Here is a 13,541-nt window from a genome sequence, read left to right on the forward strand (position 1 = left end):
GCCGAGGTCATCCCCCGGCCGGGGTGGGGCGGCGGCCCGGCCGCCAGCCGCGGCGCCGTCCCCGGGCCAGGATCGGCCTGGCGGCCAGCAGCACGCCGGCCAGCACCGCGCCGGCCGCCGCCACCCAGACCGCCACGGCCCGCTGCCAGCCCAGCGGGTCCCGCGGCGGGGCGGGCGCGGCCAACGCCCCGGGCGGCGGGTCGCTGCGCGTGCCGAGCACGCTCGTCACCGCCCGGTACGGGTTCACCACCCCGTAGCCGACCTCGGCGTTGTGCCCGTCCGGGGGGTTGTCCGCCGTGCGGGTGAGCCGGTAGGCCACCCCGTCCGGCGTGAGGTCCGGATGCGCGGCGCGGACCAGCGCGGCCACCCCCGAGACGTACGCGGCGGCGAAGCTCGTGCCGCCCTGCGGCTCGGCGAGGTACCCCTGCCCCCGGGGCGCGGGGCCGACGATGTCCAGCCCCGGGGCGGCGATGTCCACGTAGTCGCCGCTGACCGAGCTGCCCACGTGGCCGCCCTGCGCGTCAACGCCGGCCACGGCGATGACCCCGGGATACGCCGCCGGGTACGCCGGCAGGTCCTGCTGCTGCTCCTGGCGGTTGCCGGCGGCGGCCACCACGACGACGCCCTTGGCGAGGGCGTACTCGACGGCGGCGGCCAGCTCGGGCCGGGGCAGGGTGACCAGGGACAGGTTGATCACGTCGGCGCCCTGGTCGACGGCCCAGCGGATGGCGAGGCCGATCTGCGCCGGCAGGCCCTCGTCGTTGGTGCGCCGGGTGTCCGGCAGCACGCGTACGGGCAGGATCCGGGCGGCCGGTGCGACGCCGGTGAACGGCGAGCCGGTGCCCTCCCGGCCGGCGATGATGCCGGCGACGATCGTGCCGTGTCCGGCCGCGTCGCACTGACCCTCGTTGGGGGGCAGCGCGTTGAAGTCCCGGCCGGGTCGCACCTGGCCCCGCAGTAGCGGGTGGGTGGCCGACACGCCGGAGTCGACGACCGCCACGGTGACGCCCTCGCCCCGGGTGACCCGCCAGGCCGCGCCCGGGTCGAGCCGGGTCAGCGCCCACGGTGCCGCAGTGGGCGCGGGGCTGCCGGTCGGCCCGCAACTGGGGGCGGCCGACGCCGGGGCGGGCGGCACGACGGCGGTGGCGAGCAGGGCCGCCAGCGCGGGCAGCGCGCCCCGTCGCAGCCCGGCCCGCCCGGTCACCCGGCGTCCCCTTCGGCCCGGCCTGGGGTGTGCCCGCCCGGGGTGATCCGCCCGACCTGGTCCAGGGCGCTCCGTCCGGTCTGGTCCGGGGCGTCCCGCTCGGGCTGGTCGGTGGTGAAGAGGGCGAGGAGGTCGCCGACCTGGCGGTCCGCCTCGGCCGGGTGGCGGAAGTGGCCGCTGGGGTTGACCGTGTATTCGTTGCGCCGGCCGACCCGGGTCCGCCGCAGGTAGCCGCCGGCCTCCAGGTCGGCCACGATCGCCTGCGCCGCGCGCTCGGTCACGCCCACCTCGTCCGCGACGTCGCGCAGCCGGGCGGTCGGGTTGCGGGCGATGGCGAGCAGGACATGGCCGTGGTTGGTGAGGAACGTCCAGTTCCGGGTGCTCCCGTTCCCACCTGCTGTCGTCGCCATGTCGGACATGTTAGGGCTCGGCGACGACGCCCACGCCCCTGGGCCGACGCGGGCCGGAGCGCGGGCCCGCGCAAGCCCTTCCCAAAGCAGGAAATGTGTATCACGTAACGCTTGACGTGCCTTTCGCTGCGTGTGACCGTGGGGGAACTGGTCGTGCGCGTGAATGACGAGGTGATGGGGCATGGAGCATTCCAGCATGTCGATGGCTCAGCCGGGCTCCGGGCAGCTAGACCCCCTCTCGTCCGTCGGGCGACCGGGCGAGCCGGGCGCTGCCTGCACCCCGGCCCGGGCCCTCGCCGAACTGCACGCCGGCAACCACCGCTTCGTCAGCGGAACGCCGCGCCACCCCAACCAGGACGCCGACCACCGGGCGGCCGTCGCCGACGGGCAGCACCCGTTCGCGGTGATCGTCGGCTGCTCCGACTCCCGCCTGGCCGCCGAGATCATCTTCGACCGTGGCCTGGGGGACCTCTTCGTGGTCCGCACCGCCGGGCACACCGTCGGCCCCGAGGTGCTGGGCAGCGTCGAGTACGCCGTGACCGTGCTGGGCACCCCCCTGGTGGTGGTGCTCGGCCACGACTCCTGCGGGGCGGTGCAGGCGGCCAAGGCGGCGGCCGGCACCGGCAGCGAGCCCGCCGGCAACCTGCGGGCCGTGGTGGACGCCGTGGTGCCCAGCCTGCACCGGGCCGCCGAGCGGGGCGTCGAGGGCATCGACGAGATCGTCGACATCCACATCGCGTGCACGGTCGAGGCGATGCTCGACCGGTCGCCCGTGCTGGCCGCCGAGGTCGACGCGGGCCGCTGCGCGGTCGTCGGGATGTCGTACCGGCTCAGTGCCGGCGGGGTGCGGACGGTGGCCGCCGTGCCGGCCGCCATGGCCGCGGACGCCACCCCGGCCCGCGCCGCCGCCTGACGCACCCCCGCCGCCCGGCGCTCACCCCCGGCCCTGACGCGCACCGCCGCCCGAGACACGACGAGAGGGGCCGCCCCCACAGCGGGACGGCCCCTCTCGTCGTGCGCGGCGCGCCGCGTCAGAGCAGCGACATGTGCACGTGGTCCGTGTGGTTGGACGGCCCGCTGTAGGACTTCCAGCCGGTCGCCGGGAACCAGATCTGCCGGTTCCAGATGACGTAGTAGATGCCGAGCCGGTCGGCGTTGCGGATCAGGAACGCGGCGAGGTTGTTGCCGTACATCCGGGTGTCGTTGTTGTGCCAGGGGGAGAACCCGCTGTTCTGGAGCGACCAGTCGCAGGCCCGGCCCTTGGGGTGTTCCCACGGCCCGCCCGGCCGGTAGCAGCCCACGAACCGGTTGAAGCCGGCCCGCTTGGTCTCCTTGTAGGCGTGCAGGGTGCGGGGCGTGATGCAGCCGGAGGTGGTGGGGTCGTTCTCGCTGCACGACTCGGGCCGCCAGTCGCCGTCCGACGTCCGGCCCGGCCCGATCCTCGCGACCGGGGAGGTGGCGTTGACCAGGCCGCCGGTGAAGCCCTTGCCGCCGACCAGGGCGAGTGCCTTCTCGGCGTCGAACTTCTTCTTCGCCATGACCGACGCCTGCTTCTGCTGCTCGCGCACCTCGGCGTCGAGCGCGAGCTTGGCCTGCTCGGCGCGGTTCTTCGCCGCGCTGACCTCGGCCAGCTTGTTGGCGTTGACCATGTTCAGCTCGTCGAGGGCCGAGGCGCGCTTGACGAACGAGTCCGGTGTGTTGCTCTCCAGCAACATCGCCATCGCGCCGACCCGGCCGGTCCGGTACGACTGCGCGGCCATCTCGCCGACCTGCGGCGCGAGCGCGTCCAGCTCCTCCTGGGCCTTGCGCACCTCGTCGGCGAGCTGGGCCTGGCGCTTCTTGGACTTCTCGAGCTTCGACTTCGCCTGGGCGTAGTCCCGGTTCGTCGCCTCGATGACGTCGGTGATGAGCTGGGGCTCGTCGTCCTCCTCGTGCCCCGAGGGTTGGGGGGCGGCGGCGGGCAGGGCGAGCGCCGGGGCGGCCGGCCCGGCGACGACCGCCAGGGCAGCGAGCACGGCCACCACGGGTGTCAACCAGCGGTGCAGGGGTGCCGTCACAATGTTCCCTTCCATCGACCGCCGACCGGGTTAGCTGACGGGTTCGGGGCGGAAGCGGCCCCTACCGCTCGCGCGGATTCACCCCGGGCACCTGGTTCCCCGGCTCGCCTCGCGGCGATTGGGCGGCGGCACCGCAGGCGCCGCTTCGCGCCTTCGGCGGTGACCGGCAGCGAGGTTACCCGAGAGCCCATGCGGGGAGCTACGTCCGGATGCCGACTAAAAGCGTCATTTCGTAATCGCCATCGGTAATCAGTGATGCGCTTCTCAGGGCGGATGCCGCCACCGGTCACGCTGTGAAGTGTCACCATGCGGTGTCCGTGCCTCCTTCTCGGTGCGGCCGTCCGGCCGGGGGGTGGGTGGGGGCGTGGTCGTCGGGGAACCCCTCGACCGCCCGGCCGCCGCCGAGCGCCTCCAGCGCGAGATTGCGGTCCGCGGTCCGCCGCCCGCCCCCGGGGGTACGCGCCGCCGGCACGTCCCCGCCGTCCGCCGGGCCGGGCCGGGACGCGGCGGTGTGCCCCTCAGCGGTGTGCCCCGTGGCGGTGTGTCCCGCCGCCGTGCGCCCCGCTGCGGTGACCACGGCGGCCAGCCCGGTGGTGAGCGGCACGGCGGCGATCAGGCCCAGCGTGGCGACCGCGCTGCGGACGATCTCCTGGGCGAGGAACTCGCTGGTCAGGATCTCGGTCACGGGGCGGGAGTCGGCGGTGAGCAGGAGCAGCAGCGGCAGCGACGCGCCCGCGTACGCCAGCACGATCGTGTTGACCGTGGAGGCGATGTGCGCCCGGCCGACGCGGGTGGCCGCCCGGTAGAGCTGCAACCGGGACAACCCCGGGTTGGCGTGCGCCAGCTCGGTGACCGTGGCCGCCTGGGTCACGGTGACGTCGTCGAGCACCCCGAGCGAACCGATGATGATGCCGGCCAGCAGCAGGCCGTGCAGGTCCACGTCGCCCCGGAACATCGACAGGGTGGTGGCGTCCTCGCTGCCGTACCCGGTGAGGTGGGTGGCCGCCGTGGCCAGGGTGCCCAGCAGGCCGGTGAGCACCAGGCTGCCCAGGGTGCCGAGGACGGCCACCGACGTCTGCGCGGTGACCCCGTGGGTGAGGTACAACACCACGAACATGATCAACGCGGAGCCGACGACGGCGATCGGCAGCGGCGACCCGCCCGCGCCGATGCCGGGCAGCACGAAGGTCAGCAGGATGGCGAAGGTGGCGGCGAGCCCGGCCAGGGCGGCCACCCCCCGCCAGCGGCCGAACGCGACGATCGCCAGCGCGAACACCACCGCCAGCCAGATCAGCGGGGCGCCGCGCTGGTGCTCGGCGATGTTGTAGGCGCTCGCCGCCGGGTCGGCCGGGTCGGTCAGCTTCACCAGCACGATCCGGTCGTCGACGGCGACGGTGGGCGCGCCGGGGCCGGTCGGGATCGGCGTCTCGACCTGCTGCCCGGCGTCGGGCCCCTGCTCCACCCGGACGGTCACCGTGCCGCACGGGCCGTCCGCGACGCCCGGCCCGCCGCCCTCCGGCGTCTCCGGCTGCGGCGGGCACTCCTCGGTGACCACCCGGGTCACCGTGCCGTGATAGCGGGGCACCGGCGAGCCGCCGTCGACCTCGGGGCCGCCGCCGCGGGGCCACAGGACGACCGCCGCGATCACGGTGAGCACGAAGAGGGGCACCACGGTCGCGACGAGGACCCGCCGCACCCTCGGTGGGGTGGGCGGGGCGGGTCGGTTGTGGTCGGCGCCCATCGACGATCTCCAAACGGTGTCAGCGCGGGGTACGGCTCGGCGGCCCGGACGGTTCAGCGTCGCGGGCGATCGATCCGGGCCGGCTGCCCGGACGACCACACCGGGCCGGCCGCCGGAGGACCTGCCCGTCCCGCGGGCCGCCCGAAGCCCCGCCCCGCCCCACCGGCGGCCCGGTCTCCGCCCTGCGGGCCGCCCGGAGCGGGATCCCACGTCCCATCGCCCGGAATCGTAGCCACCCTCACCTGCGAACGCAGGTCGGCCGACACCATGTCGGCGACATGGCGGTGTTCCGGCCGCCCTGATACCGCCATCTGGCCGACATGCTGTCGATTCAGCGGGCGGCAGGGCATGTTGGAGACATGGCCCACGACGAGCACGCCGGGCACGACAAGCACGCCGAGCACGACAAGCACGCCGAGCACGACAAGCACGCCGGGCACGACCCGGAGATGTTCCGCCGCCGGTTCTGGGTCTGCCTCGCGCTGACCCTGCCGATCGTCGTCACCAGCCACATGGTGATGGACTGGTTCGGCTACTCGCTGGAGTTCCCCGGCCGGGCCCTGGTCGGCCCGGTGCTCGGCTCTGCGGTCTTCTGGTGGGGCGGGTGGCCGTTCCTGGTCGGCGCGGTCCGGGAGCTGCGCGACCGGGCACCCGGGATGATGCTGCTCATCGCGATGGCGATCAGCGTGGCGTACGCCGCGTCGCTGGCCACCAGCGCCGGCGCGTTCGACCTGGACTTCTGGTGGGAGCTGGCGGCGCTGGTCACCATCATGCTGCTCGGGCACTGGCAGGAGATGAAGGCGATCGGGCAGGCCCGGGGCGCCCTCGCGGCGCTGGCCGCGCTGCTGCCCGACGACGCGGAGCGGGTCGGGCCCGACGGCGGCACCGAGCGGGTCCCCGTGGCCGCGCTGCACGTCGGCGACGTGCTGCTGGTCCGGCCCGGCGGTCGGGTGCCGGCCGACGGCCGGGTCGTCGACGGGGCCGCCGAGCTGGACGAGTCCATGATCACGGGCGAGTCCCGCCCGGTCGCCCGGTCGGTCGGCGACCGGGTGGTGGCGGGCACGGTGGCCACGGACTCCGCGCTCCGGGTCGAGGTGCAGGCCACCGGCGAGGAAACCACCCTCGCCGGCATCCAGCGCATGGTCGCCGAGGCCCAGCGCTCCAGCGGCCGGGCCCAGGTGCTCGCGGACCGCTTCGCGGCCTGGCTGTTCTACGTCGCCACCGCGACCGCCGTGGTGACGGTCGTGGTCTGGTCCCTCCTCGGCGACACCGACGAGGCCGTCGTGCGGACCGTCACGGTGCTGGTCATCGCCTGCCCGCACGCGCTGGGGCTCGCGATCCCGCTGGTCATCGCGCTGTCCACGGCGGTGGCGGCGCGCTCCGGCATCCTGGTGAAGAACCGTCTCGCGCTGGAGCGGATGCGCACCGTCGACGCGGTGCTGTTCGACAAGACCGGCACCCTCACCCGGGGCGAGCACGCCGTGACCGGCGTCGCGGCCGTCGCGGGCACCGGCGAGGACGAACTGCTGCGGCTGGCCGCCGGCGTCGAGGCGGACAGCGAGCACCCACTGGCCCGCGCGATCGTCGCCGCCGCCGAACAGCGCGGCGGCCCCGCACCGGCCACCGGCTTCCGCGCCCTGCCGGGCCGTGGGGTGCGGGCCACGATCGACGGCACGGAGTACGCCGTGGGCGGGCCTGCCCTGCTGCGCGAGCTGGGCGTGGGCCTCCCCACCGAGCTGGAGCAGGCCGCCGCCGACTGGGCGGGGCGAGGGGCCGCCGTGCTGCACCTGGTCCGCCTCCCCGGCACGGTGCTCGGCGCGCTCGCCCTCGCCGACGAAGTACGCCCCGAGGCCCGCGAGGCGATCGCCGAGCTGCGTGCCCAGGGCATCCGCACCATCGCGATGATCACCGGGGACGCCCGGGCGGTGGCGGACGCGGTCGCCGCCGATCTCGGCTTCCGTGCCGGTGTGGACGAGGTCTTCGCGGAGGTGCTGCCGGCGGACAAGGACGGGAAGGTCACCGAGTTGCAACGACGTGGGCTGACGGTGGCGATGGTCGGCGACGGGGTCAACGACGCCCCGGCGCTGGCCCGCGCCGACGTAGGCATCGCCATCGGGGCCGGCACGGACGTGGCGATCGAGTCCGCCGGGGTGGTGCTCGCCTCGTCCGACCCACGCGGGGTGGCGGCGGTGGCCCGGCTCTCCCGGGCGTCCTACCGCAAGATGGTGCAGAACCTGGCCTGGGCGGCCGGCTACAACGTGGTGGCCCTGCCGCTGGCCGCCGGGGTGCTGGCCTGGGCCGGGGTGGCGCTGAGTCCGGCGGTCGGGGCGATCCTGATGTCGGCGTCCACGATCGTGGTGGCGCTGAACGCCCAACTGCTCCGCCGGGTCCGCCTCACCCCCGGCTGATCCCGGCCGGGGCCGCAACCCGGCTCGCAGTGCCGGGTCACATTCCGCGCCCGCATCCGCGAGGCGAGGTGAGTCGACCCCGGGCGAGGCTCTAGCGTGGTGGTGTGGGGACGACGGCGGTGACGGGCGGGCGGTGGGGTCGCCTCGCGCTGCTGCTCTGCACCCTGATCGGCCTCGCCGCCATGCACACCCTCGGCCACGGCGCACACTCCGGCGGCACCCACGCCGGCCACGACGGGGCAGCACCGCGCGACGGCCACCCGGCCCCAGCGGCGTTCGCCGACGGCACGGGCGGTCCCGTGGCACTCGTCGGCGGCATGGGCGGTCCCGTGGCGCCCGCTGTCCCCGTCGGGCTTGCCGGCGGCGCGGCTGTCCCTGTGGCGCTTGCCGGCGGCGCGGATGCGCTCTGGGCGTTCGCCGGTGGAATGGCCGTCCCCGTCGGCGGCATGGTCGCCGCCGTCACCCTGGGTGCCCGCGCCGGCTGTCCGGCCGGTGGGTGTGCGCCCGCCCGGCTGCTGCCGGACGGTGGCCGCGCCGACGGGCCGTCCGGGTGGAGCGCCTGCCTGGCGGTGCTCGGCGCGCTCGGGGTGGCCCTGCTCGTCGCCGTGCTCCTGCTGACCCGTGCCCGGGCACCCGGCCCGCCCGGCTGGCAGGCCGGTGGCGTGTCCGCCGGGCCGCGCGCCCCGCCATCCCGCCCGCTCGGCCTTCGGCTGGCCGAGGTCTCGGTGTCGCGTACGTAGGACGCCCCGGCGCGGTGCCCGGCTCTGCCGGTGACCCGTGTCTCCGTCCTGCCCTCGTACGTGACCGAGACCGAAGGATTCACCATGACCACTCGTACGACCGCGCGCCGCGCCGCCCTTGCCGGCGTGGCCCTGACCGCCGTCCTGGGCCTGGCCGCCTGCGGCTCCGCCGACCACGGTTCGCCCAGCCACGACCAGCCGGCCGCCGGCACCGCCGCTGCCGGCGCCAGCGCCGCCGGGACTCCGACGCGCGGGCCGGCCGCGTTCGGCGACGCCGACGTGATGTTCGCCCAGATGATGATCCCGCACCACCGGCAGGCCGTGGAGATGGCCGAGTTGGCCGAGACCCGCGCCGCGGACCCGGAGGTCAAGCGGCTCGCGGCCGCGATCAAGGCCGCCCAGGCGCCGGAGATCGCCACCATGACCGGCTGGCTGACGGGGTGGGGCCGGCCGGTCCCGTCGCCTGCCCCGGGGCACGGGCACGGCATGCCGGAGATGGACCACGAGATGCCGGGGATGATGTCCGAGGCGGACATGACGAAGCTGGCCGGCGCGCGCGGCGTCGGCTTCGACCGGCAGTTCCTGACCCTGATGATCGCCCACCACGAGGGCGCGATCACCATGGCGAGGGAGGAGTTGGCCGAGGGGGCGAACCCCGAGGCCAAGGCGCTGGCCCAGCAGATCGCCACGAGCCAGCAGGGCGAGATCGACCAGATGAGGAAGATCCTCGGCCGGCTCTGACGGCCGGGCCCCACGCGTCATGCCGGCGAGGTGGGGGTATCCGCAGCTCGGGATGCCCCCATGTCGCCGACATGAAGTCGATCAAGCGCCTGTCGGCGCGCGGGGCGAGTCGCGAGCGGCGCTGCGCGGGTGGGGTCAGAGGGCCGGGCGGGGTCAGAGGGCCCAGCGGCGTCGGTGGGGCCGGGCGGGCGTCAGCCGCGCTTCATGAGGCGGCCGACGGCGGCCATCATCTCGGTGGCCATCTCGTCGGCCCGGCCCTCGACCGCGCCCTCGTGCAGGCAGTGCCGGGCGTGCCCGTCGAGCAGGCCGAGGGCGACCTTGTCCAGGGCCGCCTGGATCGCGGAGATCTGGGTGAGCACGTCGATGCAGTAGCGGTCCTCGTCGACCATCTTCTCGATGCCGCGGACCTGACCCTCCACGCGGCGGAGCCGCGCGAGCAACTGGTCCTTGCTGGCGGTGTACCCCCGGGTCGGGGCGGGCGTGGGGCCGGTCATGCGACCGAGATTAACATACCCCTCAGGGGTATGGTACGGTTCCCTGCGTCGGATACCCCCACCCGGTATTCCTGGCGTTCCTGAGACGGTGGTCCGCCTCGCGTTTACCCCCCGGGGGTAACGTGAGGTGCAGCGGAAGGAGAGAGCGATGGTCAGCACGACGTACGAGGTGCGGGGGATGAGCTGCGGGCACTGCGCCGGCTCGGTCGTCACCGAGGTCGGCGCGATCGACGGCGTCACCAACGTCAAGGTGGACCTGGAGGGCGGCCGGGTCACCGTCACCAGCGACAACCCGCTGGACACCGAAACCGTGCGCGCCGCCGTCGACGAGGCCGGATACACCCTCGTCGACGCGTGACGCCGCCCCCGCGGAGAAACTGAGGCACACGATGAACACGGCGACGAAGCTGAGCGGCTTCGCCCTCGGCCTGGCGGCGGTGTTCGGCGCGGCGTACGGGGTCGGCCAGGTGGTCGGCCCCGTCACCCCGGCCGCCGACGTCCGCCACGACGCCGACGACCCCGCCCACGGCACCACCCACGCCGACGCCGGGGACGCGCCGGCCGCCCACCTGCCGGGCGGGCTGCTCGTCTCCGACCGGGGCTACACCCTCGCCCCGCTGGCCGCACCGGCCGGCGAGTTCGCCTTCCGGATCACCGGCCCCGACGGGCAGCCGGTCACCCGCTACGAGGTCGCGCACGACAAGCGGATGCACCTGATCGTCGCCCGGCGGGACCTCTCCGGCTTCCGGCACGTCCACCCCGAGGCGGGGCCGGACGGCACCTGGCGGGTGGCGTCCCCGCTCGCCGGCCCCGGCGTCTGGCGGGCGTTCGCCGACTTCACCCCGGCCGGCGGGCCGGCGCTGACCCTCGGCGTCGACGTCACCGTCCCCGGCGCGCTCGACGCCCGGCCGCTGCCGCCGCCCGCCACCGCCACGACCGTCGACGGCTACACCGTCACCCTGGCCGGCGCGGCCCAGCCCGGCCGGGCCAGCCGGCTCACCCTGACCGTCAGCCGGGACGGCACGCCGGTCACCGACCTGCAGCCGTACCTCGGCGCGTACGGGCACCTGGTGGCCCTGCGGCAGGGCGACCTGGCGTACCTGCACGTGCACCCGGAGGGCGCGCCCGGTGACGGGGCGACCCCGGCCGGGCCGGCGGTCACGTTCTCCGCCGAGTTCCCCTCGGCCGGGACCTACCGGCTCTACCTCGGCTTCCGGCACGGCGACACGGTGCGCATCGCCGAGTTCACCGTCGTCGCCGGCACCCCCGCCGGAGCCGGCCCCGGCGCGTCGGGCACACCTACGACGACCGGCACACCTACGACGACCGGCACACCGGCCGCCACCAGCATCCCGACCGCCGACGCCGACCACGGCGCCCCCGGGCACGGGCACGACTGACGGGAGGCAGCGATGAGCTCGCCCACGCGACCGCTACCGGTCGCACCGAACCGCATCGAGCTGGCGATCGGCGGCATGACCTGCGCGTCCTGCGCCGCGAGGATCGAGAAGAAGCTCAACCGGATGGACGGCGTGACCGCCACGGTCAACTACGCCACCGAGAAGGCCACCGTCTCGTACGCCGACGACGTCACCCCCGACGACCTGATCGCCACCGTCACCAAGACCGGCTACACGGCCGCCCTGCCGCCCCCACCGTCGCCCTCGCCATCGCCCGAGTCGGCCACGGCCGCCGCCGAGCCGGTGGACGAGCTGCGCGGGCTGCGTACCCGGCTCCGGGTGTCCGTGGCCCTGGCCGTGCCGGTGGTCGTGCTCGCCATGGTCCCGGCCTGGCAGTTCGACTACTGGCAGTGGCTGTCGCTGACCCTGGCCGCCCCGGTCGTGGTCTACGGCGGCCTGCCGTTCCACCGGGCCGCCCTGATCAACCTGCGGCACGGCGCGGCCACCATGGACACCCTCGTGTCGCTGGGCACCCTGGCCGCGTTCGGCTGGTCGCTGTGGGCGCTGTTCCTCGGCGACGCCGGCATGCCGGGGATGACCCACCCGTTCCGGCTCGACATCACCCGCACCGACGGGGCCGGCAACATCTACCTGGAGGCGGCGGCCGGGGTGACCGTGTTCATCCTTGCCGGCCGCTACTTCGAGGCGCGCTCCAAGCGGACCGCCGGTGCCGCGCTGCGCGCCCTGCTTACGCTGGGCGCGCGGGACGTCGCCGTGCTGCGCGACGGCGTGGAGACCCGGGTCCCGGTGGACCGGCTCGCCGTGGGGGACCGGTTCGTGGTCCGCCCCGGCGAGAAGATCGCCACCGACGGGGTGGTCGACGAGGGCACCTCGGCCGTCGACGCCAGCATGCTCACCGGCGAGTCGGTGCCGGTCGAGGTCGGCCCCGGCGACACCGTCGTCGGCGCGACCGTGAACGCCGGGGGCCGGCTGGTGGTCACCGCCACCCGGGTCGGCGGCGACACCCAGCTCGCCCAGATGGCGCGGCTCGTCGAGCAGGCCCAGACCGGCAAGGCGGCCGTGCAGCGGCTGGCCGACCGGATCTCCGGGGTGTTCGTGCCGATCGTGATCGCGCTCGCCGCCGGCACCCTCGGCTGGTGGCTCGGCGCGGGGGCGGGTCCGACGGCCGCGTTCACCGCCGCCGTGGCGGTGCTGATCATCGCCTGCCCGTGCGCCCTCGGCCTGGCCACCCCGACCGCCCTGCTGGTCGGCACCGGGCGCGGCGCGCAGCTCGGCATCCTGATCAAGGGCCCGGAGATGCTGGAATCCACCCGGCAGGTCGACACGGTGGTACTCGACAAGACCGGCACCGTCACCACCGGCCGGATGACCCTGGTCGACGCGCTGCCCGCCGACGGCGAGGACGCCGCCGAGGTGCTCCGGCTCGCCGGGGCGCTGGAGGCCGCGAGCGAGCACCCCATCGCCCGCGCCGTGGCCGCCGGTGCCGCCGACGCGGGGCCGCTCGCCCCGGTCACCGGCTTCGCCAACGTGGAGGGTCTGGGCGTCACCGGCACGGTCGACGGCCGCGAGCTGACCGTCGGGCGGCCCCGGCTGCTGCGGGAGCGCGGACTCGACGTACCGGATGAGATCGAGCGGGCGGTGACCGACGCGGAGGCCGCCGGCCGGACGGCGGTGCTGGCCGGCTGGGACGGCCGGGCCCGGGGGATGCTCGCGGTGGCCGACGTGGTGAAACCGACAAGCGCGGCGGCCGTCGCCGGGCTGCGCGCCCTCGGCCTCACGCCGATCCTGCTCACCGGCGACAACGCCACGGTGGCGCGGGCGGTGGCCGCCGAGGTCGGCATCGACGAGGTGACCGCCGAGGTGCTGCCCGCCGACAAGGTCGACGTGGTGAAGCAGCTCCAGGCCGACGGCCGCACCGTGGCGATGATCGGCGACGGGATCAACGACGCCGCCGCCCTCGCCCAGGCCGACCTGGGCCTGGCCATGGGCACCGGCACCGACGTGGCGATCGAGGCCAGCGACCTGACCCTCGTCCGGGGCGACCTGACGGCTGCCGTGGACGCGATCCGGCTGTCCCGCCGCACGTTGGCGATCATCAAGGGCAACCTGTTCTGGGCGTTCGCCTACAACGTGGCCGCCCTCCCGCTGGCCGCCGCGGGCCTGCTCAACCCGATGATCGCGGGCGCGGCGATGGCCTTCTCCTCGGTCTTCGTCGTCGCCAACAGCCTCCGCCTGCGCCGCTTCCGGCCGGCCCGCGTCGGTTGAGGGTTTGGCGGGCCGCGTCGGGGTACTGAATGGGTGTCGCACCACCGCAGTGACCAGGAC

The 13,541-nt window shown here is 75.2% G+C and carries 11 protein-coding genes, 1 pseudogene and 1 riboswitch; of the genes and pseudogenes, 7 read left to right on the plus strand and 5 right to left on the minus strand.

Annotation, left to right across the window (positions count from 1 at the left end; genetic code table 11):
- Positions 1 to 7 precede the first annotated feature (7 nt).
- Positions 8 to 1,204: a type VII secretion-associated serine protease mycosin gene (gene mycP / locus LPA42_RS04860; RefSeq protein WP_228986356.1), complete on the minus strand. Its 1,197-nt coding sequence runs from the start codon at positions 1,202 to 1,204 to the stop codon at positions 8 to 10.
- Positions 1,205 to 1,314: 110 nt separating this feature from the next.
- Positions 1,315 to 1,623, minus strand: a pseudogene (locus LPA42_RS04865) (helix-turn-helix transcriptional regulator); the annotation flags it as partial.
- A 172-nt stretch (positions 1,624 to 1,795) separates the two neighbouring features.
- Here LPA42_RS04865 and LPA42_RS04870 point away from each other — a divergent pair.
- Positions 1,796 to 2,527: a carbonic anhydrase gene (locus LPA42_RS04870; protein ID WP_228986357.1), complete on the plus strand. Its 732-nt coding sequence runs from the start codon at positions 1,796 to 1,798 to the stop codon at positions 2,525 to 2,527.
- A gap of 118 nt (positions 2,528 to 2,645) precedes the next feature.
- On the opposite strand, the gene LPA42_RS04875 is transcribed toward LPA42_RS04870, so the two are convergent.
- Together LPA42_RS04875 and LPA42_RS04880 are read right to left on the minus strand one after the other, a co-directional pair.
- A complete protein-coding gene (locus tag LPA42_RS04875) occupies positions 2,646 to 3,671 on the minus strand; it encodes a hypothetical protein (RefSeq protein WP_043961613.1) in 1,026 nt (341 codons plus the stop codon).
- Positions 3,672 to 3,675: 4 nt separating this feature from the next.
- A riboswitch (cyclic di-AMP (ydaO/yuaA leader) is annotated at positions 3,676 to 3,806 on the minus strand.
- A gap of 166 nt (positions 3,807 to 3,972) precedes the next feature.
- The gene (locus tag LPA42_RS04880; RefSeq protein ID WP_077935844.1) at positions 3,973 to 5,412 is read right to left on the minus strand and encodes a YibE/F family protein; all 1,440 of its coding nucleotides are present in this window, start codon (positions 5,410 to 5,412) and stop codon (positions 3,973 to 3,975) included.
- A gap of 359 nt (positions 5,413 to 5,771) precedes the next feature.
- On the opposite strand from LPA42_RS04880, the gene LPA42_RS04885 reads away from it, so the two are divergent.
- The 3 genes from LPA42_RS04885 to LPA42_RS04895 all read left to right on the plus strand — a co-directional run bounded on the left by LPA42_RS04885 (position 5,772) and on the right by LPA42_RS04895 (position 9,301).
- On the plus strand, positions 5,772 to 7,820 hold the full coding sequence (locus LPA42_RS04885; protein ID WP_228986358.1) for a heavy metal translocating P-type ATPase: 2,049 nt from the start codon (positions 5,772 to 5,774) through the stop codon (positions 7,818 to 7,820).
- 104 nt (positions 7,821 to 7,924) lie between these two features.
- On the plus strand, positions 7,925 to 8,560 hold the full coding sequence (locus tag LPA42_RS04890; protein WP_144082524.1) for a hypothetical protein: 636 nt from the start codon (positions 7,925 to 7,927) through the stop codon (positions 8,558 to 8,560).
- An 84-nt stretch (positions 8,561 to 8,644) separates the two neighbouring features.
- Positions 8,645 to 9,301 carry a DUF305 domain-containing protein gene (locus LPA42_RS04895; RefSeq protein ID WP_077935867.1) on the plus strand — a complete coding sequence of 219 codons (657 nt, stop codon included), beginning with the start codon at positions 8,645 to 8,647 and terminating at the stop codon, positions 9,299 to 9,301.
- Between the two features lie 191 nt (positions 9,302 to 9,492).
- On the opposite strand, the gene LPA42_RS04900 is transcribed toward LPA42_RS04895, so the two are convergent.
- Positions 9,493 to 9,795 carry a metal-sensitive transcriptional regulator gene (locus LPA42_RS04900; protein ID WP_091283084.1) on the minus strand — a complete coding sequence of 101 codons (303 nt, stop codon included), beginning with the start codon at positions 9,793 to 9,795 and terminating at the stop codon, positions 9,493 to 9,495.
- A gap of 148 nt (positions 9,796 to 9,943) precedes the next feature.
- Here LPA42_RS04900 and LPA42_RS04905 point away from each other — a divergent pair, with 148 nt between their 5' ends.
- The 3 genes from LPA42_RS04905 to LPA42_RS04915 are packed head-to-tail and all read left to right on the plus strand — an operon-like array spanning position 9,944 to position 13,481.
- A complete protein-coding gene (locus LPA42_RS04905) occupies positions 9,944 to 10,153 on the plus strand; it encodes a heavy-metal-associated domain-containing protein (RefSeq protein ID WP_043961619.1) in 210 nt (69 codons plus the stop codon).
- A 31-nt stretch (positions 10,154 to 10,184) separates the two neighbouring features.
- The gene (locus LPA42_RS04910) at positions 10,185 to 11,195 is read left to right on the plus strand and encodes a hypothetical protein (protein WP_077935850.1); all 1,011 of its coding nucleotides are present in this window, start codon (positions 10,185 to 10,187) and stop codon (positions 11,193 to 11,195) included.
- Between the two features lie 12 nt (positions 11,196 to 11,207).
- Complete coding sequence (locus LPA42_RS04915; protein ID WP_077935851.1) at positions 11,208 to 13,481, plus strand: cation-translocating P-type ATPase; 2,274 nt, start codon at positions 11,208 to 11,210, stop codon at positions 13,479 to 13,481.
- Positions 13,482 to 13,541: the final 60 nt, after the last annotated feature.

This window comes from Micromonospora sp. DH13, assembly GCF_020873825.1.
Taxonomy (GTDB): Bacteria; Actinomycetota; Actinomycetes; order Mycobacteriales; family Micromonosporaceae; genus Micromonospora; species Micromonospora haikouensis.

Bases quoted from the DNA above. Each gene is read 5' to 3' on its own strand.
- LPA42_RS04870 (WP_228986357.1), top strand. From the start codon at position 1,796: ATGGAGCATTCCAGCATGTCGATGGCTCAGCCGGGCTCCGGGCAGCTA.
- LPA42_RS04880 (WP_077935844.1), bottom strand. From the start codon at position 5,412: ATGGGCGCCGACCACAACCGACCCGCCCCGCCCACCCCACCGAGGGTG.
- LPA42_RS04885 (WP_228986358.1), top strand. From the start codon at position 5,772: ATGGCCCACGACGAGCACGCCGGGCACGACAAGCACGCCGAGCACGAC.
- LPA42_RS04895 (WP_077935867.1), top strand. From the start codon at position 8,645: ATGACCACTCGTACGACCGCGCGCCGCGCCGCCCTTGCCGGCGTGGCC.
- LPA42_RS04900 (WP_091283084.1), bottom strand. From the start codon at position 9,795: ATGACCGGCCCCACGCCCGCCCCGACCCGGGGGTACACCGCCAGCAAG.
- LPA42_RS04905 (WP_043961619.1), top strand. From the start codon at position 9,944: ATGGTCAGCACGACGTACGAGGTGCGGGGGATGAGCTGCGGGCACTGC.
- LPA42_RS04910 (WP_077935850.1), top strand. From the start codon at position 10,185: ATGAACACGGCGACGAAGCTGAGCGGCTTCGCCCTCGGCCTGGCGGCG.
- LPA42_RS04915 (WP_077935851.1), top strand. From the start codon at position 11,208: ATGAGCTCGCCCACGCGACCGCTACCGGTCGCACCGAACCGCATCGAG.